Consider the following 24721-nt stretch of genomic DNA (forward strand, 5'->3'; position numbering starts at 1 on the left):
CGCTAACACGTTCCCCTAATCCGCCACTCGCTTCGCTCGCGGCGATTCCGAAGAACGCTGAATCATCTCGTTTTGGGTTAGTCGATGTAGCCAGGTGCGTCGTCGCCGAGTTCGTTTTTGACGTGGTCGCGGCCGTGGTCGGTGATTCGGTAGTGCGTGTCGTCGATTGGTCGAACGTAGTTCTCGGCTTCGAGCGCGCCGAACGACTCCTCGACCTGTGACGCCGTGATGTCCACGTCGGAGAGTTCGCGGAGGTTCGCGGCGACGCCTCCAGGCGAGACGGCGATTCCGGCCTGTGAGAGCACGCGCAGCACGGCTTCCTCTGAGTCACGCATACCAGTGAGGGAGAACGCACAACAGGAAAAACGACGTGGCCGCCTAGAGGTCGAGACGCTCCCGGAGCGCCGCAACCTCCACCTCGTCCTCGATACGGTTCTTCACGTCCTCGCGCTCCCGAATATCGTCGGAGTCAGCGTCGTACGCCCGCACGAACTCGGCGCGCGTGTGCTCGTCGAACATGTGTCGAATCGCGAAAAAGCCGTCCGGCACGACCGTCCCGCAGACGCCGCACTCGTGCCGCTCGTGCTCGGTCGCCTGATGCGCGAGCAGCGACTCGACGTCGCCGAACACCGCGTCACAGCCACCGATACCGCACGCCCAGCCAGTCATCACCTCAGAGTAACCGAAACTCCGGGATAAGCCTTGCCGTCCCCCGAACACCACACGAAACCGACACCGCGACTCGGAGAATTATGGAAAACGGCTCGTGGTACTCCTATCTCACACTCGCTCGCCCTGCTCGCTCGCGTGACTTACGCCGAGCAAAGCTCGGCTAAGTCTGGCTCATTTCATTCGCCAGACTTGCGCGAATCAAAGATTCGCTGGAAATCGCCTCGCGTTACTCGCCGCTCCCTTCTCGTTCGCTCCGCTCACGAGACTTGCGCTGAGCAAAGCTCAGCTAAGTCCGGCTCGCTTCACTCCCCGGACTGCCGATACACGAGGTTGCGCTGAATCTCGTTCGCGCCCTCGTAGACGACGGGGATGCGAACGTCCCGGTAGACGCGGGCGATGCGGCGGTCGGTGAGAATGGAGCGGCCGCCGTGGAACTGCATGCCCTGCTGGGCGTTGTCCCGTGCGACTTCGGTGGATTTGGTTTTCGCCATCGCGGCCCAGAGCCCGGGGTTGTCGTAGTCCCGGACTTTCTCGGCGGCACGGTAGTTCAGGGCGCGCGCGGCCTCGAATTCGAGACGCATGTCCGCGAGTCCGTGCTGGACCGCCTGGAAGTCGCTGATGTGGCGGCCGAACTGCTCGCGGTCGTGCACGAACTCCCACGCTTCCTCGAACGCTGCGGCGGCCAGTCCGAGGCCGTGCCCGCCCACGACGATGCGGCCGTGGTTGAAGAAATCGGCGAGCATCATGAACCCGCCGCCCTCGCTCCCGATGAGGTTCTCCTCGGGAACCCGGCAGTCGTCGAAGACGATGTGGGCCTGTTTCGACGCGCGCATCCCCATCTTCTCCGGGATGTGTTCGGCGTCGTACCCCACGGAATCGGTGGGGACGATGAACAGCGAGTAGTTCATGTAGCGGTCGTCCGTGTCGGCGGTCTTCGCGTACACCGTGAGCCAGTCCGCCTCCACGCCGTTCCCGATCCAGTACTTCTCGCCGTTCAGCACGTACTCGTCGCCGTCCTTCTCCGCGGTCGTCTGCATCCCGGCGAGGTCGCTTCCCACGTCGGGTTCGGACACCGCGAGCCCCGAAATCTGGTCGCCCGCCGCGAGCGGCCGCAGGTACTCCTCTTTCTGTTCGTCCGTCCCGTACTGTTCGAGCATCTCCGCGCCGAACGACGCGAGCTGGAGCGTGAGCGCGATACCCGCGTCCGCGCGGTAGAACTCTTCCGCCATCGCGAGCATCTGCACCACGTCGAGGTCGCGGCCGCCGTACTCCTCGCTGATGTCCTGCGCCACCAGGTCCGCGTCCTGGCCGGCTTCCAGCACCTCCCAGGGGTAGTCGCCGGTCCGGTAGTACTCCTCGGCGTTCGGCGCGATGTGTTCCTGCGCGAACTCCCGGGCTTCGTGTTTCACGTCTCGGGCGTACTCGGGGACGATGTCCTCGGAGAGCAACTCCATACTGAGGGTAGGGACGCCGCCCGCATAAATCGGGAGGCCGCGGAACCACAAACCGCTAAACCCTCCGTCGAGAAGTAGCGGGCGTGACTGCCTGCCGGGTCGACCTGCACGTGAAAGTCCTCGACGAGGACGTGGTGGCGCGCGCGAAGTCGCGGGGACTGGACGCGCTCGTGTACGCGCCGCACTTCGAGCGCCTCCCCGACATCCGCGAGCGCGCGGCGGCGTTCAGCGACGACGACCTCGCGGTGATTCCGGCGCGCGAGGTGTTCACGGGCGACTGGCGCGACCGCCGCCACATTCTCGCAATCGGCCTCGACGACCCCGTGCCGGACTTCATCACGATAGAGGGCGCGCTGGACGAGTTCGAGCGACAGGGCGCGGCCGTGCTCGCGCCTCATCCGGCGTTCCTGACGGTGTCGCTGTCGTCGGCGGACGTGGAGCGCTACCGCGACCGATTGGACGCCGTCGAGACGTACAATCCGAAGTTTCTCGCGCACCACCGCCGCCGGGCGAAACGCCTCGCGCGCGCCCAAGACCTCCCCGCGTTCGGGTCGTCGTACGCGCACCTCCACGGCACCGTCGGGGAGGCGTGGACGACGTTTTCGGAGGACGTGACGAGCGAGGACGCGCTGGTGGACGCGCTGCGGTCGGGCGCGCGCCGCGTCGTCGACCACCAGTCGGGCGTCGCGCACGAGGCGCGGTGTTACGCGGAGTTCGCGCACCTCGGATGGGAGAACACGTACAAGAAGGTCGACCGCATCCTCCTCTCCGGGATGGAGCCGACCCATCCCCGGCACATCGCGTACGAGGGGCGATTCGACGACGTTCGCGTCTACTAGAGGGCGTTCACGGCGATGTCGAACCCGCTCGGGAGGTACTGGGGCGCGTACGTGATGGCGGCCCAGACGACCGCGAGTTCGAGCGCGGTGATGACGATTGTGACGACGGTCGCGTAGTTGCTCACCGTCGTGACGCCGATTGGGAGGCCGTACTCCTTGTCCGAGAGCGGGTGGAACAGCGCGATGCCGCGTTTGCTTCCGACGATGTCGAGGACGTAGTGGGTGAGCACGCCGACCCACACCCAGTGGAGGTTGTCGAACACGTAGGGGTACGCGACGAACACGGCGAGCACGGGGAGGCTGTGCAGGGTCTTGCGGTGGCGGCCGAAGTCGGTGTCGACGTCGGGGAAGAGCGCGCCGAGCACCACGGGGATGGTCGCGGCGGCGACGGTGCGGAGGGTTTCCATGTCGCCGTCGGGGTGGAGGACGTACCCCAGTCCGATGCCGAGGAGGAGGCCGTTGAGGACGTGGTCTTTCTTGTTCATTCGAGTTCGGTCTCGACGGTTCGGAGGGCGCGGCGCGCTATCTTCTCTTTGATGTCGCGACGGTCGCCGTCGAACTCGTGGCGCTCCACGGTCGTGTACGTCTCCCCGCTCCCCCAGTCGCCCGCGTGCGCAACCCCGATGTAGACGGTGCCGACGGGTTTCTCGGGCGTCCCCCCCGAGGGGCCGGCGATGCCCGTGGTGGAGACGCCCCAGGTCGTGTCGGCCGCGTCCCGGACGGCTTGCGCCATCTGGCGGGCGACCGGCTCCGAGACCGCGCCGTGCTCGTCGAGCGCCTCCCGGGTGACGCCGGTGTCGAGTTTCGCGTCGTACGTGTACGTGCAGTACGTGCGGTCGAAGTAGTCCGACGACCCCGGGATGTCGGTGAGGAGCGACCCGACGAGGCCGCCCGTGCAGGACTCCGTGGTGGCGATTGTGTCGCCGCGCTCGCGGAGCGCGTCCCCGAGCGTCTCCTCTATCGGCGGGTCGCGGGCATGTTCACGCATACCCGCGAGTTTTCTCGGCCGACGGAAAATAGGTGCCGGCGGCGCGCCGAAAGAGCGAGGGGGGTCGAGTCCCGAGGGCGGGTATGGAGTACGAGGAGCCGTTGTTCTTCGAGGTGATGGCGTACGCGGAGAACGCCGAGCGCGACGTGGTGGACATGGTGTCGGGGAACCCGGACTGGGGGTCGCCCGACGGCATCAGCGAGGGCTTGCACGAGTACGCGGACCTCGGCGGCGACGACTTCCAGTACGCGCCGAGCGCGGGCCTCCGCGAGCTACGCGAGGAAATCGCGGCCCGCCGGGGCGTCGAGGCGGAGCGCGTCATCGTCGCGAACGGCGGCGGCGCGGCGAACTACCTCGCGATGGGGCGCGCGCTCGAACGCGACGCCGGACGCGAAGTCATCCTCACCGACCCCGTCTACCCGTACTATCCCGGGAAGACCACGATGCTCGGCGGCGAGCAGACGTTCGTTCCCGTGGACGACGACGGGACGCTCGACCCGGCGGACGTGCGCGCGACCGCGAACAACGACACCGCCGCCATCGTCGTGAACACGCCGAACAACCCCACAGGCGCGGTGTACGGCGAGGAAACAATGCGCGAACTCGTCGCGGTCGCCGAGGAGTACGACGCCATCCTCGTGAGCGACGAGGTGTACGACCACTTCGTGCTCGACGGTAGGTTCACGAGCGCCTTGGAGTTCGACTCCGAGCACGTCATCGTCACGAACTCCTACTCGAAGACGCACGCCATCACGGGCTTCCGCGTCGGGTACACGATACTGCCCCGAGAACACGTGCCGGCGGTTCGTGCGCGGAACATGCTGACGAACGTCTCCACGACCCGCCCCGGTCAGTACGCGGTGTTGAACGCGCTCCGCGAGACGAGTCCGGACTACCACGCCGAGAACCGCGACCGCCTCCGCGAACGCGTGAAAACGTTCACGACCGCGTTGGACGCGGCGGGCGCAGCGTACACGGAACCGGACGGCGCGTTCTACGTGCTCGCGAAGTTCCCCGACTACCCGGGCACGCTTGAGAACACGAAACGGCTCGTGGACGAGGCCGGCGTCGCGGGGATGCCGGGGTCGGCGTTCGGTGACTCGCGGAGCGAGTGGTTCCGGTTCGCGCTCGTCACGCCGCGGGTCGAGGCGGCCGCGGAACGCCTCGCGGACTACTTCGCCTAGTCGTCGAGCACCTGTTCAGCGCTTTCGAGCGGGTCTGCGTCCTCGGCCGCGGGGATGATGGTTTCCCCGAACTGTTCGAGTTCCCAGTCGTAGTTCAGGAAGCCCGCGAGCACGATGTCGATGCCGATGGCGTCCAGTTCGCGGATGCGTTCGACTATCTGGTCCTCGGTGCCGATGAGTCCCGTCTTGAAGCCATCGTTGTACTGCACGAGGTCCTCGAACTCTGAGTCCGCCCACATCCCCTCCCCCTCCGCCGAGGACTGGCCAGCCTGCTTCACTTGCTCCTTGAACGCCTCCACGGCCTCGTCCGTCGCGTTCTCGATGATGTTCTCCAGTTCCTCCTTCGCCTCCTGCTCGGTGTCGCGCTGGATGACGAACGCGTTCGCCGCGAACTTCGGTGGCTCCGTGTCGAACTCGTCGGCGTACTCGCGAACGTCGGCCATAATCTCCGCTAGTTCGGACGGACTCCCGCCGTTCATGAACAGCACGTCCGCGTTCCGCGCCGCCATCTTCCGCGCGCGCTGGGAGTTCCCGCCCTGGAAGATGGTGGGGTGCGGGTCCGCCGTCGGTTTGGGCTGGAGGGGCGCGTCGTTCATCTGGTAGAACCGACCGTCGTAACTGAACTCGTCCTCCGTCCAGAGACCCTTCAGGACCTCGATGAACTCCTCGCTGCGCTCGTAGCGCTCGTCGTGCGCCAGCCACGGTTCGCCGAAGCCCGTGAACTCGCGCTTGAACCAGCCCGAGACGACGTTCAGGTGGAAGCGGCCGTTGCTGATGTGGTCGCCGGTCGCCATGAAGTTCGCCACGGGACCGGGATGCCAGAGGCCGGGGTGGACGGCCGCGATGAGTTCGATTTCCTCCGTGTTCGCGACGAGCGCGTTCGAGATGCTCAGCGCTTCCAACTGTTTGTCCGCGTTGTAGCTCCCGAAGAACCGGGCTTGCGCGAGCGCGTACCGGAACCCCACGTCTTCCGCTTTCTGTGCGAGTTCCTCGTTGTAGTCGTACTGCCAGTCGGTGTCGGCGGGCCAGTCGGTGATGACGAGGCCGCCGCTGACGTTCGGCACCCAGTACGCGAAGTCTACGTCTACCATGGGCGAACGGAGAAACCGCGGGAAGAAGCCGTCTGGGTCCGCGCTAAGGCTTGGTGAGGGTTCCGACTACCGGAAACGCTTGCGTTAGAACTGTGGGCCGAGCGCGTCGAGGGCATCGGAGTCCTCGATGGCCGCGGAGAGTTCCGCGGTCGCCGCGCCGAGCGTCTCCAGACGGGCTTCGAGGTCGGTGTCCGCGAGCGCGTAGTCGTCGAAGTCGTCGTCGCTGGCGTACACCGCGCCGCCGACCGTGTGCGCGCCGAAGAACCCGAACAGCGGCCGGAGTTCCTGGTCGATAGCGAGGTAGTGGTGGTCGGTCGCGCCGGTCGCCACCAGCCCCACCGCGCTGTCCTCGAACGGCGCAACGTCCGCCGCCCAGATGCCGCGCGGCACCATGTCGAGGAAGTTCTTCAGGAGGCCCGAGCACGACCCGCGGTAGACGGGCGTCCCGACAACGTACGCGTCCGCGTCCACGACCCGCTGGAGGGCGTCGGCGGTGTCGCCCGTGTAGTTCTCGAGGCCGCGGCCGTCCGCGGTCGCGAGGTCGTACTCCGCGAGGTGGAGCAGACTCGTCTCCGCGTCCGCACCGGCGAGCGCGCGTTCGACCGCTGCCTTCGTCTTCGACTCTTGGGAGACGCTGCCGACGATGCCGAGCACGTGCGTCATACCCGGGGGTTCGCGTCCGGGGGAATACGGCGTTCGGGTTCTCGCAAAACGTGCAGTTACCGCGGTCGTGGCGTCACTCGGTACCGCGGGCGCGACGAATCGCGATAGTGGCGACCGCGAAGGCGAGACCGCCGACCGCGCCCGTAATCGCCGCACCGAGGAAGTCGTCCTCGAACAGCAGCGCTTCGAGCGCCACCCAGAGCGCCACCCAGAGGAGAACGCAGACAGCACCGTACGCCAACGGCCGTTCGGTCGCGAACGACATATCGACGTTCGGGTCGCGCAGCACCTAAGGCGTGTCGCCGTCGCGCGCGGAACCGACGGATTGACCGGAGCGCGGTCCGAGTCCCCGGGTATGAGCGATATCGAAGTCGAGGCCGTCGAGTCCGCGGACCTCACGGTGGACGCGGGGACGGCGGAGTACGTGCTGTACGGCGGGAAGGGCGGCGTCGGGAAGACGACGATGGCCGCCGCGACCGGGCTGGCGTCCGCGAGCGACGGGACGGACACGCTGGTGGTGTCCACGGACCCTGCGCACAGCCTCAGCGACACCTACGAGACGGAGATTCCGACGCGACCCCAGCGCATCCGGGACGACGTGCCGCTGTACGCGGTGGAAATCGACCCCGAGGACGCGCTGGAGCGCGCTGGCGTGTTCGGCGGCGGGGGAGAGAACCCGCTCGGCGGGATGGACGCGATGCTCCCGGGCGGCGACGGCGAGGACGGCCTGGAGGGGATGATGCCGGGAGCGGACGAGGCGGCGGCGATGCAGTTGCTCCTCCGGTACATGGACGACGACCGGTTCGAGCGCGTGGTCGTCGACACCGCGCCCACGGGCCACACGCTCCGCCTGCTCGAACTCCCGGACATCCTCGACTCGATGATGGGGCGCGTGATGAAACTCCGCCAGCAGTTCTCGGGGATGATGGAGAACCTGAAGGGAATGATGGGCGGCGACACGGAGGGGATGAGTGCGGACCTGGACGAACTCGCGGCGCGCGTCGAACGCCTGCGGAGCGTGCTTCGCGACCCCGCGCGCACGGACTTCCGCATCGTCATGGTGCCCGAGGAGATGAGCGTGTTCGAGTCGAAACGCCTCCGCAGCCAGCTCGAATCCCAGAAGATTCCGGTCGGAACGGTCGTCGTCAATCGCGTGATGGAGCCGCTGGCGGAGGTGACGGACGCACCCGAGGACGCGTTCGTCACGCCCGACCTCGACTCCTGCGAGTTCTGTCAGCGCCGCTGGAGCGTCCAGCAGGACGCGCTCGCGGAAGCCCAGGACCTCTTCAGGGGAACGGACGTGAAGCGCGTGCCACTGTTCGCGGAGGAAGTCCGCGGAGAACGGATGTTGCGCGTCGTCGCGTCCTGCCTCTAGGCGAACTTCGCGGCCAGACTGAACGCCTTGTCTCGGAGGCGGTCGGGGACGAAGCGCGCGAGCGCGCCGAGGCGGGCGGCGCGGCCGACGGGGTAGCGCGCGGGCGGGTCGGGACTGACCGCGGCGTCGACGATGCAGTCCGCGACCTCGCTCGGCTCGCTCGCGCCCGCGCTACTCACGAGCACGTAGTCCTCGTAGAGCGAGTAGATGTGATCGTAGACGCCCGTCGATTCGATGTCGTCGAGTTCGGCGGTCGCGCGGTCGCCGAACCCGGTGTCCACCGGTCCGGGCTCCACGAGACAGACGTCGATGTCGAACGCGTCGACCTCGCCGCGGAGCGCGTCGCTCATCGCCTCCAGCGCGAACTTCGACCCCGAGTACGCGCCCATCCCGGGCGTGCTGACGCGACCGGAGACGGAGGAGACGTTCACGATGGTGCCGTCCTCGCGCTCGCGCATGTGAGGGAGGGCGGCGCGAACCAGTCGGTGGGGGCCGTAGACGTTCACGTCGAACTGCCGGTGGAGTTTCCGCGTCGGCAGGTCTTCGAGCGCGCCGAGCTGTCCGAACCCGGCGTTGTTCACGAGGCAGTCGAGGCGGCCCTCGGTCTCGACGATGTCGTCGACGACGTTCTTGCACTGCGCGGGTTTCGTCACGTCCAGTTCGCGGGTCTCGCAGTCCTCGTGGGTCGCGAGGTCGACCACGTCGTCGGTGTCGCGCGCCGTCGCGTACACCGTCCACTCCTCGTCGAGGAACAACTCGGCGGTCGCGCGACCGATACCCGAGGACGCGCCCGTGATGAGAACGACCTTCGTCATACCCGAGTCCTGTACCGGCTCCGAGTTAAGTCATTTCACCCGGTCGGCGTCGGCGTCCGCGAGCCGCGTCGGCTCCGGGAGCTTGTAGCCAGCGCAGAGCGCCTCGACGAAGTCCACGGTCGTCTCGGCGCTCACGCGATGTCCGGGACTGACGATGAGCGGATTCACGTGACGCGTCTCCGGGTTCGGGTACTGCCGGGACTGGTAGGCGTGCCCGATGACGGTGCCGGCGGGCGCGCTCACGCGGTCGGTCGCCTCGATGGGGATGCGGGTGCCTTCCTCGTAGTACTCGTCGAGCGACCGTCTGGGCGTGCCGCAGAGGAGGTTCTTCGCGACGCCGAGCGCGGGCGCGTCGAAGATGACGCCGACGTGCGTGGCGATGCCTGCCTGCCGGAAGTGGATGCGGCCGCTCCCGTCGAGGACGAGCAGGTCCGCGGGCGCGTCGAGCGATTCGAGCGCGTTCACGATGGACCGGCCCTCGCGGAACGCGAGCAGTCCGGGGATGTAGGGGAGGTCGAGGGACGCGCGCCCCGTCGCGCGCTCCACGACGCGGTCACCCTGGATGGCGACGACGGCGCTCACCGACTCGTCGTCCGTGAACGCCTGGTCCACGCCGACGACGACCGGCCTGCCGTCGGGGTCGTAGTCGCCCTCGGACTCGACAGTATCGTCGAGACGAATCGCGTCCGGGTCGATGCCGTGGTCGTCCGCGAACACGGCGTCCGCAGCGGTGTCGTCTTGGAGCGCCTCCATCTCCTCGCGGGAGAGCGCGGAGTCGGGGACGTACTCGGGACGGACGACCTCCATTATCGCCGGCGGCGGCCACCCATGCCGCCGCCTCCGCCGCCGCCACCGAACCGGAGTTCGCGCGGCGCGCGCTCGCCGTCCCGCTTGAGCTTCACGCCGTACAGCAACCCGATTGCGAGGCCGGCGAGGTGTGCGAGCTGCGCGACGCCGCCCGCGCCGACGCCGCCGAGGCTACTCATCAGCACCGAGTAGCCCGCGAACAGGAGGGTCGCGACCCAGAGCGGCATCGGAATCACGAAGTACAGCAGGATGCGGAGGTTCGGATTCAGAACCGTGAGAACGCCGAGCAAGGCGGCGATAGCGCCGCTCGCACCGAGCACGGCAGTTCCGTTCGTCAGTCGGAAGAGCTGGCCGTCCTGCACGAACAGAAGCTGTCGACCGTACACTTCGGGGTGCTGGAGGAGCGTCGCGCCGACCTGCGCGAGGCCCGCGAGCGCGCCCGCCGCGAGGAACAGCGCAACGAGCTTCCGCGAGCCGATGCGGCGCTCCACCACCGGCCCGAAGAAGTACAGCACGATGCTGTTGAACACGATGTGCGTCAGGCCGCCGTGCGCGAACACGGACGTGACCCACGTCCAGACGTAGAGCGGATGCGTCGTGTTCAGCGTGAACAGGTCCACCCACGCCTGCGTTCCCTGCTCGATACCGAACGCGTACGGCGCGACAACGTACTGCACGAGGAACAGCAACCACATCACGCCCAAGAGGACGTAGGTCGCGTTCCCGCGGAAGTACGCGAGCACGCCGCCCGGTCCCGTGTCCAGTCCGAGCACGGACGACTCCGAGGACGCGTTCACGCTGTCGTCGAACCCCGAGTCGAACACGCCGCTCGGGTCGTTCCAGCTCTCCAATCCCGCACAGTCGTGGTTCTCCGGGAGCCGGTGCTCCGAGCAGAACGTGCCGCCACAGAGCCGGCACTGGTACGGCATCCCCTCTTCGTCGCCACACCGGTCACACCGAGCCATTGTCCGGGGTTCGAACGGCGGGCCGTTAAGCGTTCCGCGGCTAGTACGAGAAAGCGAACACTTGGCCGTCCCGACCGCCGGAAACTAGGCCCGAAAGCCCTCGGCGCTCTCGACTCCCGCGGGTCGCTGCGCTCGCTCGCTCCGCTCGCGTGCTTGCGTCCCCGGGGTTCCCGAGACCGCCTCGCCCTTTCAATCCACCAGGCCCGCACCGCTCCGTTCCGCTCAGTACCGCTCCGTACCGCACCGTGCCGCTTCGCCCGACCGCTCCGCGCCGGAGCACGTGGTTCAGTTCGTGCGAGCCCAAGCGCTTTCGGGAGTGCGGTCGTATGCCGAGGTATGAAGCCGTACGAGCGCAAGCAGCTCCTCGAACGCGTGGAGCGCGAGGGCGCGACGGTCGGCGCGTCCATCCCCGCCGAAATCGAGGTGCAGGGCGAACCCTTCGAGCTTCGGTCGTTCGTGTTCAACGTGAAGGACGCCGACGGGGTGGCGCCGGGGGAGCGCGAGCGCGTGCAGGAGGCGAAGAAGCTCCTGCGGCGGGAGCGCCTCGAACGCCTCGAACGCTTGGAGGAGGGTGATATCTCGTTCGAGAAGGGCGAGGAGTTGGTTGCGACAATCGTGGGATTGGACCGGGCGTTGAACGCGCTGGAGTCGCTCGGGTCGCAGAGCGTCGAGGCGGAGATGGAGGCCCAGGAGCGCATGGACACGAAGCGGTGGTACTCCTTCCTCTCGGACGCCTTGGGCTGGGAGGACACGCGAGGGCTGCGGCGATGAGCCGGAACGCCGAGGTCGCAGAAAGATTGGAGGAGTACGCGGACCTCCTGGAGGCCCAAGACGTTGGGTACAAGCCGACGACGTACCGGCGCGCGGCGTCGAACGTCCGCGACCACCCGGACGCAATCGAGGACCTCGTCGCGGAGGGCCAGGGCGCCGTGGAGGAGATCGACGGCGTCGGCGACGCCATCGCGTCGAAAATCGTGGAGTACGTCAAGACGGGGCAAATCGAGGAACTGGAAGAAGAGCGCGAGAAACTCCCCGTGGACATGGCGGCGCTCACGCGCGTGGAGGGCGTCGGTCCGAAAACCGTCGGGAAGCTCTACAACGCGCTCGGAATCCAGGACTTGGACGACCTCCAGCGTGCGGCGGAGAACAGAAAGATTCAGGACGTCGAGGGGTTCGGCGCAACGACCGAGCAGAACATCCTCGACCACATCGAGTTCGCGCGACAGGCCGGAGAACGCGACCTGCTCGGGGACGCTCGTCCCGTCGCGGACGACATCGTCGACTTCCTCGAGAGCGTCGAGGACGTGGAGCGCGTCGCGGTCGCGGGGTCGACGCGGCGGTGGCGCGAGACCATCGGCGACGTCGACGTGCTCGCGGCGAGCGACGCCGGCAAGGACGTGGGCGAGGCGCTCACGGAGTGGGAGCGCGCGGACGACACCATCGAGGTCGGGCCGACGAAGACCAGCGTGCGGAGCGACGGCCTGCGCGTCGACCTCCGGGTGGTGACGCCGAGCGAGTTCGGCGCGGCGCTCCAGTACTTCACCGGGTCGAAGGACCACAACATCACGCTCCGGAACCACGCCATCGACCAGGGGAAGAAGGTGAACGAGTACGGCGTGTTCGACGTCGACAGACGTACCGGGTCTGTCGGCCAGTCGGACGCGGACGCGTCCGACGCTGTCTCGGACATCGACGACCCGGACGCGGGCCAGCGCGTCGGCGACCTGCTCGCGAGCGATACGGAGGAAGACGTGTACGACGCGCTCGGGTGCGCGTGGATTCCGCCCGAACTCCGCGAGGACCGCGGCGAGGTCGAGGCGGCGGCGAACGACGGCCTCCCGGACCTCGTGGAGGCGTCCGACGTGCGGGGCGACCTGCACACGCACACGGAGTGGTCGGACGGCGCGAACACGATTCGGGAGATGCTCGCGGCCGCGGAGGAGCGCGGCTACGACTACTACGCGATTACGGACCACGGCGAGGGGCCGGGCGTGTTCGGTGACTCCGGGCTCTCCGGGAGCGACCTGCGCGAGCAGATGGACGAAATCGACAGCGTGCGGAACGACTACGACCTCACCGTGCTCCACGGCGTCGAGGCAAACGTCGACGCGGACGGGAACGTCGTCGACGTCCCGGACGAGGTGCTCGCGGACCTGGACATCGTCGTCGCCAGCCCGCACTCCGCGCTCGGCGACGACGACGGCGACCGGACCGACCGGCTCGTCGCGGCCGTCGAACACGACCACGTGGACGTGCTCGGCCACCCGTCGGGCCGCCTCATCAACGACCGGCCCGCGATGGAGTTCGACGCCGAACGCCTCGGCACGGCCGCCGCAAAGGCCGGCACCGCGCTCGAAGTGAACGCGAACTACCACCGCCTCGACCTCCCCGGAAGCGCGGTCAAAACCGCGGTCGAATCGGGTGCGACGGTCGTCGTGAACACGGACGCGCACAGCCCGAGCGAACTCGACCAGCTCGCGTACGGCGTCCACACCGCCCGCCGCGGCTGGTCCGAACCCGACGACGTGCTGAACACGTGGCCCGAAACGGACGTCCTCGAGTTCCTCGCATGACGCCCGACGACACCCGGTTGATGCTGGACGTGATGTGCGGCGACCTCGCGCGCCTCCTCCGAATGTGCGGGTACGACGCGGCGTACGCGCCGGAGCGCGGCCTGCTCGAAGACCCCGAGATAGCCGAGGCGGCGCGCCGCGAGAACCGCGTGCTCGTCACTCGGGACGTGGACTTCGCCCAAAGTTACGGCGAGAGCGTGCTGCTCGACAGCGTCGACACGGACGAACAGATCAAGGAACTCCGCGACGCCGGCCTCGAACTGGAACTCACGGCGGGCGCGCGGTGCTCACAGTGCAACGGCGAACTCGCGGAGACCGACGACCGCCCAGACCACGCGCCCGACAACGCCAGTCGAGTGTGGCAGTGCAGGGACTGCGGGCAGTACTACTGGGAGGGAAGTCACTGGCAGCACGTCGAAGAGCGCCTCTAGCTGTTCGGCGACCACTCCGCGCAGGCCTCCATGTCGTCCATGACTTCGTCGTGGAGGCCGCAGTAGGGCTTCAGGCCGTCGTCGGTGCGGACGTAGTCGAAGTGCTCGCAGCTCCCGCAGTACTTGTCCTGCGGGCCGTCGAGCGGCGAGGAGAGGTCGGCCGTCGCGCCGCCGTCGCTCGCGGACGCATCGGGGTTCGCCGCGTCACTGCGCTGGGTGGGGTGGTCATCGGTCGGCGTCTCCATGTCGCCGAACACGCCGACGCCGCCGAACGACCCGCCGCCGGAGAGCGCTTCGCGCGCCGAGTCCAGTTGGTCCTCGGGGACCTCGACTGTTCGTGTCTCGCCGTCGCGCGTAATCGTCATCGTCACCGTGCCCCCGGGGTCGTTCCGCGTCTTGAACGTCGCGACCGCCGTGAACAGACACCAGAGCGTCGTCATCACGCCCGCGGAGTAGACGACCACGAGCGCGAACACGGACGTGCTCGGGACGCCGGGGCTCGCGTACCAGTTCTCGGGGTACGTCGCCGCGAACAGGAACACGCCGACCGCGGCGAGGAGCGCGCCGCCGACCGCCGCCGCGCGCTGGAACCGGTTCGCCGGCAGCACGGTGACGATACCCGCGAACACCGCCGGCACCCCGAGGCCGACGAAGATGCCCGCGAGTTCGCGCGTGCCGGCCACGGCCGCGGCGGACGGATTGTCCCCGAGTAAGAGCGGCGTCGTCCCCGCGACCACGCCGAACACGACCATGAGCGCGCCGACCGCGAACACGGCCGTCCCCGCGTACACGCGGCGGCGACTCACGTCCCCCGCCTGCCGCTCGTACGCGTCCCCGAGACTCGTCATGCGCGAGACAAGCACGAGCAACACCAAAAGCACTGCGCCCCGGTCACTCGGCGTCGACACCAGCGCGCTCGCGAGCCGTTCTATCGAAAGAACTACCCACGCGTCCGCCGCAGAGTCGCGTATGGCTGACGACGAGGAAGACGAGGGGCCCGCGGTCGAACTCGGCGACGGCGAACCCGTCGATGGCGCGCCGCTCGCCCGCGTGTCCGCGCGACTCACCTGGGGCGTGGAGAAGAGCGAAATCGCCCGCCGCGAGGGCGACACGACGATTCGAACGCCGGACGGCCCGCGCGAACTCGGGACGGTGCTGGACGAGGTCGAGTCGACGTACTTCTCGTCGCGCAACGACTTCGAGACCGCGGTTCGCGGCGTCGTCGGAACCGGCGTCGTGCCGACCACGGAAGAGTAGACGTTTTTCCCGCTCGCCGCCGAACGGTGGGGTATGTCGCTTCCAATCGACCCGTCGCGAATCGACCCCGAGGACATCGGCGAGGAGACCGGAACCCTCCACATGAGCCACGAGGACGCCATCGAGCACGTCCGCGAGGCATTCTCCGACGCGGGGTTCGGGTTCCCCGCTGAGTTCTCGCCGTCCGACCTGTTGAACGAGAAGGTGGACGCCGACCGCGACCCCTACTACGTGCTCGGCGCGTGCAACCCCGCGATGGCGGACCGCGCGCTCGACGCGAACGAGGGGAAAATCGGCGGCCTGTTCCCGTGTAACGTCGTCGTCTGGCAGGAGGAACCGGGCGTCCAACAGGTGTACCACGTGTCCATCATGCGCATCGCCCGCCTCGTCGGCATCGCGCCGGACGACGAGGACTGGGCGGACATCGTCGCCGACACGGGCGAGTACGTCGACGAAGCGATGGCGAACTTAGACGCCGAGTAGGCTCGTAGATTCGGGCGCGTAGACGGTCGCGAGGTAGAGCATGGCGAAGAGGAAGGCGTCGTAGATACCGTGTGCGAGCGCGGGGACGACGAGGTTGTCCGTGCGCTCGTACGCGTACCCGAACGCGAGGCCCGGGAGGAAGAGGACGGCGATGGTGACGAGACCGGCCTGCAGGTCGCCGATGAGTGCGGTGATATGGAGGGGTGCGAACGCGCCGCTCGCGAGGAAGATGGCAGCGGGCGCGGAGAAGTGCTCGCGGAGCGTGCCCTGGATGACGCCGCGGAACAGCAGTTCCTCGCCGGGGCCGATGAGGAGGAAGGACGCGAGAATCAGGAAGGGAATGACCTCGGGGTTCGCGCTCGCGGTCTCGCCCGCGGAGTTCGACGCGGCTTCGAGGCCGAGCGCCTGAATGACGATGGCGGCGACGATGACGAGCGCGATAATGCCGACGAACGTCAGAACCGTTTGACCGAGTTCGCGCAGCGACGGCATGGAGTAGTTCAGGAAGTCGAGGCCGAGGCCGCGCCGGTGGAGGAACGTCAGTGAGACGAGCGGGAACGCGAGTCCCTGGAGCGCGATGAGGCTCATCCCGAGAGACGCGACCGCAGATATCTGGTCGGAGCCGGTGACGGAGAGATACGTGAATGCAATAGCGGTGAGGAAGACGACGCCGACGCCGAACGCGAGGACGGCGAGCGCGTACGTCAGGAGGACCGAGCGAGCGCGCGGACTCAATCCCCACTTGGTTTCAGTAGTGCTCATCAGTACAACCTTCGGCGAGCGGCCGTTTGAGTTCTCCGACCGCGAGTCCCTACGAGAACGAGGAGAGGTCGGTCTGGACGCCCGAGACCATCGTGGATTTTCGGCGGAGGGCGTTCAGGCTGACGGGGAGGTGGGGCGTGATTTCGCGGATGGCGTCGTGGAACGTTTCGGCCTCGCCGTGGTCGTCGGGGCGGTCGAGGTAGGACGCGCTCGGGTCGAAGGCGTTCCGCACGCTCTCGCGGACCTGCCAGACGCCGACAGGGGCCCAGTAGTCGTCGCTGACCTCGCGGAGGACGAGCGCTTTCGCCTGCCGACCCCGGTCGCGGAGGTGTTCGAGGACGCCGAGGCGGGCGGCGTAGTACGCGCCCGCGGTCTCGTCGACGTAGCCGGTGCGGCCCTCGTAGCCCTCGGACGCGCTCGCCATCCAGAGGTCGCCCTGGGGGTCGGGGTTCCAGATACTCCCTGGAGATTTCATCTCGACGAGTTCGAACTCCCAGGTGCCGGGCGCGAGCACGACCCAGTACCGGTTCCCCATGTACTCGTTGACGTGGACTTCGACGGTGTCGATGCTGCGTTCGTCGCGTATCTGGCCGCGGAGGAACTGGCCGACGGTGTCGTCCACGGCGGTGATAGACCAGCGCGTGGGGACGAGGCGTCGGTTCTCGCCCTGGCCGAGGCCGCCGACGGAGAGCACGCGGTTGATGTCGTACACGTCGAGGCCGCGGCGGTAGAGGTAGGTCATCGCGCCCTGGGCCTGCCAGTCGTCGTCTTCGAGGGTTTTCTCGACGGCGCGCGGGACGTGCGGGTTCTCCGCGAGGTCCGCGGATTCCGCGGTGGCGTTCGGGCCGGTAGGGGCGTTCGCGGCGGGGTTCGCGAACGCGTCCGGGTCGAACTCGGGCGTGTCGGAGAGCCCGAGTTCGATGTTCACGGGGCGGTCGGCGAGCGCGACTTCGCGCTGCACGCCGACGAAGCCGTCCCAGACGTCGTTGACGTTCACGTCGGCGGAGCGCCGCGAGTTCAGGAGGCCGGTGCGGTACTGGAGGACGTTCTCGACGCCGAGTCCGCGGTCGTACCAGTTCCCGCTCGTCGCGAAGTTCTCGGCGTCCTCCTCGTCGCCGACGGGGGAGAGGATGCCCGCGGAGACGTTCGGGTAGGACGACCGCCCGACGAACACGGAGGGCGCGGTCGCGCCGTACAGCGAGTCCCCGGATTTCACCGACTCGAAGCGCTCCTTCGCGCCCTCGACGTAGTCCAGAATCTCGTAGGACTTCTCGCCCGCGAGCTGGCGGCGGCGCGCGTCCTCGTCGGGCGAGAGGTCGTCGATGTACTCGTCGAGACGCATCTACCGTTCGTTGGGCGCGCGCGTCCTTGAACGCTTCTCCCGACAACCCACTCGAAAATAGTCATATCCAACCTATGTACTGAAAATGTGGATATTTGGCTGTATTTAGCGCAGTACGGTATCGTACTAGCACTCATATTAGGTATTTGGTGGCGTTTTGCCGAAGAGTTAAGTCAACTCGTGTTGTTTGTTAGCATGCAATGGGAGTGACGCAACGTCTCGTCGACCGTGTCGCCGCAGCGAGTTCGCCGAACAGCTTCGAGTGCCCCGTCTGCGGCGCACGCTATCAACGAGAGCCGTTGAACTGCGCCGCGTGCGGGAACACGCAGTTCGACGGAACGTAACCCGCCCGCCGTGCCCGCGGGCCGTCATGGTCGTGTGCCTCCCCGTCGAACGAGTCGAGAATCGCCACCCGCACGGCGCGGGCGACACCCCCGCTCTCGGTCGCGTTCTACGTACGTACCCCACAATAGCAGTCCGTTCTAGTTGGAAACAAGACTCTTTGTCCAGGGCGCCGTTCGCACACACGATGCCCCTCCGCGACGCACTCAAGCGGCTGACCGGGAGTACGAGCGACCACGACCACCCCTACGAGTGCGGCGTGTGCGGACTGACGTTCAAACGCCGACGCGTCAACTGTCCCGCGTGCGGGAGTACGGGCGTCCGGAAGCGCTAGTCCGCCTTCGCCTGCCACTCGCGCACGCGGTCGGCGGACACGCCGTCCACCTCGTCCGCGAGCGCCTCCGGTTCCACGTCCGCGAGGTCGCCCACCGACGACACGCCCGCCGCTTCCAGTTTCTCCGCGGTCTTCGCGCCCACGCCGTCCAGCGCTTCGAGTCCACGGGACTGCTGGCGTTCCTGGTACTCCGCGAAGTTACAGATCGGACACCCGAGCTCCCACGGGTCGTCGCCCTCGTCGTGCACCACGAGTTTCGGGAGGCGGTGCTCGTCGCACTCCTCGTCCGTGATTTCGATGTCGCCGTGCCGGGGGAGCGGGAGCGAGTACTCGCAGTCCGGATACCGCGAACACCCGACGAGGCGGTTGCCGTTCCGCAGCGTCTTGATGCGGAGTTCCCCGTGTTCGTCGCTGTCGATTTCCTGCTCGTCCGCGTCGTGCGCCACGCCGCACTCGGGGCACGGCCCGAGAACGGGTTCGTCGGCCTCGTCGGCTTCCTCGGCGCGGCAGAGCGGACAGCCGTGGACGAACGTGTTCCGGCCGGCGAGCATCTTCACCTCGTGCAGGCCGTGCTCGTCGCACTCGGCGTCGAGGACGACCGGGTCGCCCGTGTCCGGGAGCGGGAGCGTGAACTCGCAGTCCGGATAGCCGTCACAGCCGACGAAGAACGAGCCCTGGCGGCTCTTCCGAATCAGAAGCGTCTGTCCGCAGTCCGGACACGGCCCGAGCGTCTTGTCCGCCTTGAGCGACTCCTGGAGGTGGTCGCCGACTTCCTCGCGGGACTCGCCGAGCGAGTCGAAGATGCGGTCGAGGAGGTCGCGGGACTCCTGCGTGACGTCTTCGTACGTCTTCTCGCCGGACGCGATGGCGGCCATGTCGGCTTCGAGTTCGGCCGTCATCTCCTCCGAGACGAGCATGTCCGCGTACTCCTCGGCGGCCTCCACGACCGCCATCGCCAGCCGCGTCGGTTTCGGCGGGTCGTTCTCGATGTACCCGCGGTCGTAGAGCTTCTCGATGGTGTTGTGTCGGGTGGCCTTCGTCCCGATACCCATGTCCTCCATCGTCTCGATGAGCCGGCTCTGCCCGTACCGCCGGGGTGGCTGGGTCTGCTTCGCCTCGATGCGGGCGTCCGTCACGTCGAGCACGTCGCCCTCCTCGACGGCGGGCACGTGGTTCTCGTCCGTTCCGAAGTACGGATAGACCGCGTGGTAGCCCTCGTCGAGGAGGCGGCGGCCGTTCGCCTTCAGGTTCACGCCCTCGCAGTCCGCGACGACGCGCAGGTGCGCCCAGCGCGCCGGGTCGGCGAGCGTCGCGAAGAAGCGCCGAACCACGAGTTCGTACACCTCCCACTCGTCCTCGGAGAGGTCGCCACGGGCCGGCATGTCTTCGGTCGGGTGGATTGGCGGGTGGTCGGTCGTCTCCTCGTCGCCCTCCGTGGGCGTGAGGTCGTCCGCGTCGAGGAGTGTCTCGGCGTCGTCCCCGAAGTGCGGGTTCGCGGAGAGCGTGTCGAGCAGGTCCGCGGGTTCGAGGTCGTCGGGGTAGACAGTGTTGTCCGTCCGGGGGTACGTGATGTAGCCCGCGGTGTAGAGGTCCTCCGCGATGCTCATCGCGCGCCCCGCCGCGTACCCGAGACTGCTCGCCGCGCGGATGTACTGGGTGGTGTTGAACGGCGCGGGCGGGTCGTCCGTCCGCGTCCGCCGATTCACCGATTCGACGACCGCGTTCGCCGCGTCCCGGAGCACGCCGAAGGCTGCGTCGGCGTCATCCTCGTCCCAGACGCGCTCGGCCTCGTTCCCGTCCTCGTCGAGGTAGAAGTACTGCGCCTCGAACTCCGCGCTATCCTTCGCGAGGTCGGCGAACAGCTCCCAGTAGTCGTCGGGCTCGAACGCCTCTATCTCGCGTTCCTTGTCGACGATGAGCTTCAGGGTCGGCGTCTGCACCCTGCCAACGGAAATGAAGTCGCCGCCGGTCTGGCGGGCGGAGAGCGAGAGGAAGCGCGTGAGCGCGGCGCCCCAGACGAGGTCGATGGTCTGGCGGGCTTCGCCGGCGGCGGCGAGGTCGAAGTCGAGTTCGTCCGGCTCCGTGAACGCGTTCTTCACCTCGTTCTCGGTGATGGAGGAGAAACGCACGCGCTTGATGGGTGCGTCCTCGTTCACCTCGCGGACGAGGTCGTAGGCCTCCTTCCCGATGAGTTCGCCCTCGCGGTCGTAGTCCGTCGCGATGACCACGTCGTCCGCGCGCTCGGCGAGCCGCTGGAGGACGTTCACGATGTCCGATTTGGTCGCGGTCTTCGTCACGTCCGCGTGCACGAGTTCTGCGGGTTCGACGTCACGCCAGTCCGAGTACTCCGCGGGGAAGTCCACGCCCACGACGTGCCCCGAGAGGCCGACGCAGCGCTTCCCGCCCCAGCCGTAGACGTTCACGCCGGCGTCGCGCTCCATCGACGCGCCGCCGTCGCTGAGGATGTCGGCGATGCGGCGGGCCGCGTTGTTCTTCTCGGTGATGATGAGTTCCACTACTGTCCTCGGCTAGGCCGGAATCCCGCCTAAAGGTTTCGTCGCAAAACCTAACCCGGAGACCGACGATTCACGCGTATGCACGTGTCCTCTCGATGGTTCTCGCTCCTCGGCGGATTCATTCTCGCAGGCGGCGTTCTCGGCCTGCTCTCCGAAACAGGGCTTGCGCGCGTCCAATACGCCTTCCTCGCCGTCGGCGGCGCCCTCTTCATCGTCGGCGGCACCGAAAACCCCGTCCGCAAACAGTTCCCGTGGTACCAGCTCATCGGCCTCGGCGACATCGCGGTCGGCCTCGGCCTGGTGACGAGTTCGTTCGGCGACCCCTCGGGCACCGTCACGCTCACCCTCCGGACCACGCTCCTCGCCACCGCCGGCATCGCGCTCGCCGTCATCGGCGCGGACTACGTCCTCGGCGGCGCATACCTCGAAGTCCCCGAGGAAGCGCCGTAGGCAGAACTGTTATCGTCGTCCCTCCGACAGTCCTACATATGCAGTGGCCCGCTCGGTGGTACGCGGTTCTCGGCGGCGTCCTCACCGCCGCCAGTGTCGGCTTGCTCGTCGCGCTCACCCCGTCCGGCATCGGCCTCCTGCAGCTGCTCGCGCTCGCCAGCGGCGGCGTCCTCATGATTCTCGTGGGGGTGGAAAACCCCGTTCGCGACGCCGTCGGCTGGCATCGACTCGCCGGTCTGGCGGACATCGTGTTCGCCGCGACGGTTGTTCTCGGCTCTCTCCTGACCCATCCCGTGAACCCCTGGTACGTCGGCGTCGCGCTCGTCGGCGGCGGATCACTCGCGCTCATCGGCATCGACTACCTCCGCGGCGGTCACTGGTTCGACATCCCGACGGACTCGCCGTGAGTCGGCCGACACCGCCGCGGCCGAAGGCCGTATAGCCGGCCGCCCGCTACCCATAGTCGATGCAGGAAGTGGAAGCCGAGCGGTCGCTGTGCGAGGAGGTCGCCGCGAACCGCACGCCGACGCGCGACGTGGACCCGCTGTTCGTGAACCGCTGGTCGGGCTACGCGATGACGGGTGACCCGGTCCCGGAGGAGGACTATCTGCCCGTGTTCGAGGCGGCGCGCTGGGCGCCGTCCTCGCGGAACACGCAGCCGTGGCGGTTCGCGTACGCCGACCGCCGCGACGACGAGTGGGAGACGTTCGTCTCGCTCCCGAACGACTGGAACCGAAAGTGGGCGGAGAACGCCGCCGTACTCGTCGTGCTGTTCTCCGAGACCACGGACGACGAGGGCCGTGAGTTGTCCTCGCACTCGTTCGACGCGGGCGCGGCGTGGGAGAACCTCGCGCTCGAAGCGACCCGGCGCGGCCTCGTCGCGCACCCGATGGGCGGCTTCGACCACGACGCCGCCCGAGAGAAACTGAACGCGCCCGCCGACTACGACGTGGAGGTGATGGTCGCCATCGGCGAACCCGCGCCCACCGAAACGCTCCCTGACGACCTCCAGAACGGGGACGAACCGAACCAGCGGAAGCCGCTCGACGAAATCGTCTCCCGCGGCGGATTCTAAGTTATCGAGACATTCCCTTCGTTTCGGGCGCGGTGCGCTCGAACCCCCACTGTTCGTAGAACCCGTCGACATCCGCGAGAAGGTTCACGTACGCCGTCTCCGACGCGTTTTCGTCGATATATTCGACGACCGCGTCCATCAGCCGCGTCCCGAGACCGCGTTGCTGGTGGTCGGGATGGACCGCCATGTCGCAGACGTGGAAGACCGTGGCGCCGTCCCCGACGACGCGCGCCATCCCCACCGTCTCCCCGGTGGGTTCGTGAACGGCCGTGACGCCGTAGCGGCTGTTCGGCAAGCCCTCGCGGGCGTCCGCGACGGTTCGCGGCGCCATCCCGGCGGCCTCGCGGAGCTCGCAGAAGCGCTCCGGCGTCGGCAGTTCCTCCCGAAGGACGTACTCGCTCATACCGGAGAACACGCGCGCAGAGAAGAAGGAGTGTCGCTCTACAGGCGCTCGCGGAGCAGTTCGTTCACCTGCCCGGGGTCCGCGCTCCCCCCGGTCTTCTGCATCACTTGGCCGACGAGGAAGTTCAGCGCGCCGTCGTCACCCGCCTCGTAGTCCTCGACCGCGTCCGGATTCTCCTCGATGGCTTCCTCGACCGCCGCCTCGACCTCGCTCCCCGAGGTCTTCCCGAGGTCGTGGGCCTCGACCACGTCGTCCGGCGATGCGCCCTCGTCCAGCATCTCCCGCAGCACGACCTCGCGAGCGTTCTTCTCCGTGATTTCGTCGCCGGCGACGAGTTCGACGAGGCGCGTGAACTCGTCGAAGCGCCCCTCGATTTCCGTGATGGCCATGTCGCGGTAGTTGAGTTCGCCGAGGAGGTTGTCCGCGACCCAGGTCGCGGCGAGCGCGGGGTCGTACTCGGTCGCCACGTCCTCGAAGAAGTCCGCGACCTGTTTCGTGGACGTGAGCTTCGACGCCGCCTCCTCCGAGAGACCGTACTGGTCCTGGAAGCGCTCGCGGCGCGCGTCCGGCAGTTCCGGGATGTCCAGTCGTTCCTTCCAGTCCGAGACTTCGAGCGGCGGGATGTCGGCCTCCCGGAAGTACCGGTAGTCCTTCTCCTCCTCCTTCGAGCGCATCGACACCGTCGAGCCCGACCCCTCGTTCCACGCGCGGGTCTCCTGTTCCACCGCGCGGCCGCGCTTGAGGAGGTTGCGCTGGCGCGCGATTTCGTAGGACAGCGCGGACTCCGCGCCGCGGTGACTCGAGATGTTCTTCACCTCGGTCCGGTTCGCGTCCGCGAGCGCGTCCTCGCTCGGCCGGCCGTCGTCGAATTCGGCGGACTCCATCATCGAGATGTTCGCGTCGACGCGGAGACTGCCGTCGCGGCCGGAGTCGTAGATACCGAGGTACTCCAGGACTTCTTCGAGTTTCGCGAGGAACGCGCGCACCTCGCCGGGTTCGCGGAAATCCGGCTTCGTGACGATTTCCATGAGCGGCGTGCCGGCGCGGTTGTAGTCGACCTTCGTGTACTCCGCGGTCTCGATGCTGCCGCCGACGTGCTGGAGGCTTCCCGGGTCCTCTTCGAGGTGGGCGCGTTCAAGTTCGATGGTTCGTCGGCTGCCCTCGTGGTTGATTTCGAGCTCGCCGCCGTCACAGATGGGGGCGTCGTACTGCGTTATCTGGAAGCCCTTCGGGAGGTCGGGGTAGAAGTAGTTCTTCCGGTGGAACCGGGTGCGTTCGGGGATGTCGGAATGGAGGGCTTTCCCGAGTCGGACGGCGGACTCGACGGCCGCCTCGTTCAGGACGGGGAGCGCGCCCGGGAGCCCGAGGCAGACGGGACACGTGTGGGTGTTCGGTTCCGCGTCCGCGGTGTCCGTCGAACACGAACAGAAGATCTTGGTGTCCGTTTCGAGTTGGACGTGCACCTCCAGTCCGATGACCGACTGGAGGTCCGTTTCGGCGGCCTGCGTACTCATTACGCCACGTTTCTGGGTCGCGCGGCTTAGAACTGACGAACGCCCAAGTGACTAGTAATTGATAGTTGTCTGACGCCGGTTTTATACAGTCACATGAGGTTCATTGGGGTATGAGTGACGACCGCGTCGAGGAACTCGAAGGCCGCGTGAAGGAACTAGAAGCGACCGTTCGCGGGCTGACGGAGGAACTCGTGGACACGACGGAGCGCGTTCGCGAACTCGAGGAAGAACTCGGGCTGAACGAACCCGCGGAGCGCGCCCGCGACGAACGCCGGGACGCCGAAGCCGCGGCCGCCGCGGAAGCATCCGAATCCGAGGCGGAGACCGAGACGGAAGACGACCAAGAAGAGACGTCCGGGTTGGGCGACGACATCATCGTCGCATAG

The 24721-nt window shown here is 67.6% G+C and carries 31 protein-coding genes; 14 read left to right on the forward strand and 17 right to left on the reverse strand.

Going from position 1 to position 24721, the window contains the following annotated elements:
- Window positions 1-77 precede the first annotated feature (77 nt).
- The 3 genes from ACOZ4O_RS05025 to ACOZ4O_RS05035 form a co-directional block, all read right to left on the reverse strand.
- Window positions 78-335, reverse strand: a complete 258-nt coding sequence (locus ACOZ4O_RS05025) for a hypothetical protein (RefSeq protein WP_424524221.1) — start codon at window positions 333-335, stop codon at window positions 78-80.
- Window positions 336-378: 43 nt separating this feature from the next.
- Window positions 379-669, reverse strand: a complete 291-nt coding sequence (locus ACOZ4O_RS05030) for a DUF7565 family protein (protein WP_424524222.1) — start codon at window positions 667-669, stop codon at window positions 379-381.
- 305 nt (window positions 670-974) lie between these two features.
- A complete protein-coding gene (locus tag ACOZ4O_RS05035; protein WP_424524223.1) occupies window positions 975-2126 on the reverse strand; it encodes an acyl-CoA dehydrogenase family protein in 1152 nt (383 codons plus the stop codon).
- Between the two features lie 83 nt (window positions 2127-2209).
- Between ACOZ4O_RS05035 and ACOZ4O_RS05040 the strand changes: the two genes are divergently transcribed.
- Entirely contained in the window at window positions 2210-2965 is a 756-nt protein-coding gene (locus ACOZ4O_RS05040; RefSeq protein ID WP_424524224.1) for a PHP-associated domain-containing protein, read from the forward strand.
- Here the strand turns inward: ACOZ4O_RS05040 and ACOZ4O_RS05045 are convergent.
- Both ACOZ4O_RS05045 and ACOZ4O_RS05050 read right to left on the reverse strand, forming a co-directional pair.
- Window positions 2962-3450, reverse strand: coding sequence for a metal-dependent hydrolase (locus tag ACOZ4O_RS05045; RefSeq protein WP_424524225.1), 489 nt, complete (start codon window positions 3448-3450; stop codon window positions 2962-2964). The genes ACOZ4O_RS05040 and ACOZ4O_RS05045 overlap by 4 nt on opposite strands.
- Window positions 3447-3953 carry a CinA family protein gene (locus ACOZ4O_RS05050; RefSeq protein WP_424524226.1) on the reverse strand — a complete coding sequence of 169 codons (507 nt, stop codon included), beginning with the start codon at window positions 3951-3953 and terminating at the stop codon, window positions 3447-3449. The genes ACOZ4O_RS05045 and ACOZ4O_RS05050 overlap by 4 nt, the downstream gene beginning before the upstream one ends.
- Before the next feature lie 83 nt (window positions 3954-4036).
- On the opposite strand from ACOZ4O_RS05050, the gene ACOZ4O_RS05055 reads away from it, so the two are divergent.
- Window positions 4037-5137 carry a pyridoxal phosphate-dependent aminotransferase gene (locus tag ACOZ4O_RS05055; protein ID WP_424524227.1) on the forward strand — a complete coding sequence of 367 codons (1101 nt, stop codon included), beginning with the start codon at window positions 4037-4039 and terminating at the stop codon, window positions 5135-5137.
- On the opposite strand, the gene sfnG is transcribed toward ACOZ4O_RS05055, so the two are convergent.
- From sfnG to ACOZ4O_RS05070, 3 genes are all read right to left on the reverse strand, one after another.
- Window positions 5134-6228 (reverse strand): dimethylsulfone monooxygenase SfnG, encoded by a 1095-nt coding sequence (gene sfnG, locus ACOZ4O_RS05060; RefSeq protein ID WP_424524228.1) that lies wholly within the window; start codon window positions 6226-6228, stop codon window positions 5134-5136. The two genes, ACOZ4O_RS05055 and sfnG, sit on opposite strands and share 4 nt — an antisense overlap.
- A gap of 84 nt (window positions 6229-6312) precedes the next feature.
- Entirely contained in the window at window positions 6313-6891 is a 579-nt protein-coding gene (locus ACOZ4O_RS05065; RefSeq protein ID WP_424524229.1) for an NADPH-dependent FMN reductase, read from the reverse strand.
- A 73-nt stretch (window positions 6892-6964) separates the two neighbouring features.
- Window positions 6965-7156, reverse strand: a complete 192-nt coding sequence (locus ACOZ4O_RS05070; protein WP_424524230.1) for a hypothetical protein — start codon at window positions 7154-7156, stop codon at window positions 6965-6967.
- 90 nt (window positions 7157-7246) lie between these two features.
- Here ACOZ4O_RS05070 and ACOZ4O_RS05075 point away from each other — a divergent pair, with 90 nt between their 5' ends.
- On the forward strand, window positions 7247-8266 hold the full coding sequence (locus ACOZ4O_RS05075) for an ArsA family ATPase (protein ID WP_424524231.1): 1020 nt from the start codon (window positions 7247-7249) through the stop codon (window positions 8264-8266).
- On the opposite strand, the gene ACOZ4O_RS05080 is transcribed toward ACOZ4O_RS05075, so the two are convergent.
- From ACOZ4O_RS05080 to ACOZ4O_RS05090, 3 genes are read right to left on the reverse strand one after another with little or no spacing between them, the layout of a single operon-like run.
- Complete coding sequence (locus tag ACOZ4O_RS05080) at window positions 8263-9081, reverse strand: SDR family oxidoreductase (protein ID WP_424524232.1); 819 nt, start codon at window positions 9079-9081, stop codon at window positions 8263-8265. The genes ACOZ4O_RS05075 and ACOZ4O_RS05080 overlap by 4 nt on opposite strands.
- A 30-nt stretch (window positions 9082-9111) precedes the next feature.
- Window positions 9112-9888: an endonuclease V gene (locus ACOZ4O_RS05085; RefSeq protein ID WP_424524233.1), complete on the reverse strand. Its 777-nt coding sequence runs from the start codon at window positions 9886-9888 to the stop codon at window positions 9112-9114.
- Entirely contained in the window at window positions 9888-10853 is a 966-nt protein-coding gene (locus ACOZ4O_RS05090; protein ID WP_424524234.1) for a rhomboid family intramembrane serine protease, read from the reverse strand. The genes ACOZ4O_RS05085 and ACOZ4O_RS05090 overlap by 1 nt, the downstream gene beginning before the upstream one ends.
- A 336-nt stretch (window positions 10854-11189) precedes the next feature.
- Here ACOZ4O_RS05090 and ACOZ4O_RS05095 point away from each other — a divergent pair, with 336 nt between their 5' ends.
- Genes ACOZ4O_RS05095 through ACOZ4O_RS05105 form a run of 3 tightly spaced genes read left to right on the forward strand, consistent with a single transcriptional unit; the run spans window position 11190 to window position 13857 of the window.
- Window positions 11190-11624: a DUF5788 family protein gene (locus tag ACOZ4O_RS05095; RefSeq protein ID WP_424524235.1), complete on the forward strand. Its 435-nt coding sequence runs from the start codon at window positions 11190-11192 to the stop codon at window positions 11622-11624.
- Entirely contained in the window at window positions 11621-13426 is a 1806-nt protein-coding gene (locus ACOZ4O_RS05100) for a helix-hairpin-helix domain-containing protein (RefSeq protein WP_424524236.1), read from the forward strand. Before ACOZ4O_RS05095 ends, ACOZ4O_RS05100 begins: the two co-directional genes overlap by 4 nt.
- Window positions 13423-13857, forward strand: coding sequence for a DUF5615 family PIN-like protein (locus tag ACOZ4O_RS05105; protein ID WP_424524237.1), 435 nt, complete (start codon window positions 13423-13425; stop codon window positions 13855-13857). The genes ACOZ4O_RS05100 and ACOZ4O_RS05105 overlap by 4 nt, the downstream gene beginning before the upstream one ends.
- Here the strand turns inward: ACOZ4O_RS05105 and ACOZ4O_RS05110 are convergent.
- Window positions 13854-14705 carry a DUF7139 domain-containing protein gene (locus ACOZ4O_RS05110; protein WP_424524238.1) on the reverse strand — a complete coding sequence of 284 codons (852 nt, stop codon included), beginning with the start codon at window positions 14703-14705 and terminating at the stop codon, window positions 13854-13856. The two genes, ACOZ4O_RS05105 and ACOZ4O_RS05110, sit on opposite strands and share 4 nt — an antisense overlap.
- Window positions 14706-14826: 121 nt before the next feature.
- On the opposite strand from ACOZ4O_RS05110, the gene ACOZ4O_RS05115 reads away from it, so the two are divergent.
- Together ACOZ4O_RS05115 and ACOZ4O_RS05120 are read left to right on the forward strand one after the other, a co-directional pair.
- Window positions 14827-15114: a DUF5789 family protein gene (locus ACOZ4O_RS05115; protein ID WP_424524239.1), complete on the forward strand. Its 288-nt coding sequence runs from the start codon at window positions 14827-14829 to the stop codon at window positions 15112-15114.
- 33 nt (window positions 15115-15147) lie between these two features.
- Window positions 15148-15597: a DUF302 domain-containing protein gene (locus tag ACOZ4O_RS05120; RefSeq protein ID WP_424524240.1), complete on the forward strand. Its 450-nt coding sequence runs from the start codon at window positions 15148-15150 to the stop codon at window positions 15595-15597.
- On the opposite strand, the gene ACOZ4O_RS05125 is transcribed toward ACOZ4O_RS05120, so the two are convergent.
- Both ACOZ4O_RS05125 and nreA read right to left on the reverse strand, forming a co-directional pair.
- Window positions 15583-16359: a lysostaphin resistance A-like protein gene (locus tag ACOZ4O_RS05125; protein ID WP_424524241.1), complete on the reverse strand. Its 777-nt coding sequence runs from the start codon at window positions 16357-16359 to the stop codon at window positions 15583-15585. The two genes, ACOZ4O_RS05120 and ACOZ4O_RS05125, sit on opposite strands and share 15 nt — an antisense overlap.
- A gap of 49 nt (window positions 16360-16408) precedes the next feature.
- Entirely contained in the window at window positions 16409-17701 is a 1293-nt protein-coding gene (gene nreA / locus ACOZ4O_RS05130; protein ID WP_424524242.1) for a DNA repair protein NreA, read from the reverse strand.
- A 200-nt stretch (window positions 17702-17901) separates the two neighbouring features.
- Between nreA and ACOZ4O_RS05135 the strand changes: the two genes are divergently transcribed.
- On the forward strand, window positions 17902-18045 hold the full coding sequence (locus tag ACOZ4O_RS05135) for a hypothetical protein (RefSeq protein WP_424524243.1): 144 nt from the start codon (window positions 17902-17904) through the stop codon (window positions 18043-18045).
- A gap of 185 nt (window positions 18046-18230) precedes the next feature.
- Complete coding sequence (locus tag ACOZ4O_RS05140) at window positions 18231-18377, forward strand: hypothetical protein (protein WP_424524244.1); 147 nt, start codon at window positions 18231-18233, stop codon at window positions 18375-18377.
- Here the strand turns inward: ACOZ4O_RS05140 and ACOZ4O_RS05145 are convergent.
- Complete coding sequence (locus ACOZ4O_RS05145) at window positions 18374-20893, reverse strand: DNA topoisomerase I (RefSeq protein WP_424524245.1); 2520 nt, start codon at window positions 20891-20893, stop codon at window positions 18374-18376. The genes ACOZ4O_RS05140 and ACOZ4O_RS05145 overlap by 4 nt on opposite strands.
- 78 nt (window positions 20894-20971) lie before the next feature.
- On the opposite strand from ACOZ4O_RS05145, the gene ACOZ4O_RS05150 reads away from it, so the two are divergent.
- From ACOZ4O_RS05150 to ACOZ4O_RS05160, 3 genes are read left to right on the forward strand one after another with little or no spacing between them, the layout of a single operon-like run.
- Window positions 20972-21343, forward strand: coding sequence for a hypothetical protein (locus ACOZ4O_RS05150; RefSeq protein WP_424524246.1), 372 nt, complete (start codon window positions 20972-20974; stop codon window positions 21341-21343).
- A 38-nt stretch (window positions 21344-21381) separates the two neighbouring features.
- A complete protein-coding gene (locus ACOZ4O_RS05155) occupies window positions 21382-21750 on the forward strand; it encodes a hypothetical protein (protein WP_424524247.1) in 369 nt (122 codons plus the stop codon).
- Window positions 21751-21809: 59 nt separating this feature from the next.
- Window positions 21810-22418, forward strand: coding sequence for a nitroreductase family protein (locus ACOZ4O_RS05160; protein ID WP_424524248.1), 609 nt, complete (start codon window positions 21810-21812; stop codon window positions 22416-22418).
- Between the two features lies 1 nt (window position 22419).
- Here the strand turns inward: ACOZ4O_RS05160 and ACOZ4O_RS05165 are convergent, their stop codons facing one another.
- On the reverse strand, window positions 22420-22821 hold the full coding sequence (locus ACOZ4O_RS05165; RefSeq protein ID WP_424524249.1) for a GNAT family N-acetyltransferase: 402 nt from the start codon (window positions 22819-22821) through the stop codon (window positions 22420-22422).
- A gap of 38 nt (window positions 22822-22859) precedes the next feature.
- A complete protein-coding gene (gatB, locus tag ACOZ4O_RS05170) occupies window positions 22860-24335 on the reverse strand; it encodes an Asp-tRNA(Asn)/Glu-tRNA(Gln) amidotransferase subunit GatB (protein WP_424524250.1) in 1476 nt (491 codons plus the stop codon).
- Window positions 24336-24445: 110 nt separating this feature from the next.
- Between gatB and ACOZ4O_RS05175 the strand changes: the two genes are divergently transcribed.
- Window positions 24446-24721: a DUF7518 family protein gene (locus ACOZ4O_RS05175; protein ID WP_424524251.1), complete on the forward strand. Its 276-nt coding sequence runs from the start codon at window positions 24446-24448 to the stop codon at window positions 24719-24721.

Source organism: Salarchaeum japonicum (genome assembly GCF_049705945.1).
GTDB lineage: Archaea > Halobacteriota > Halobacteria > Halobacteriales > Halobacteriaceae > Salarchaeum > Salarchaeum japonicum_A.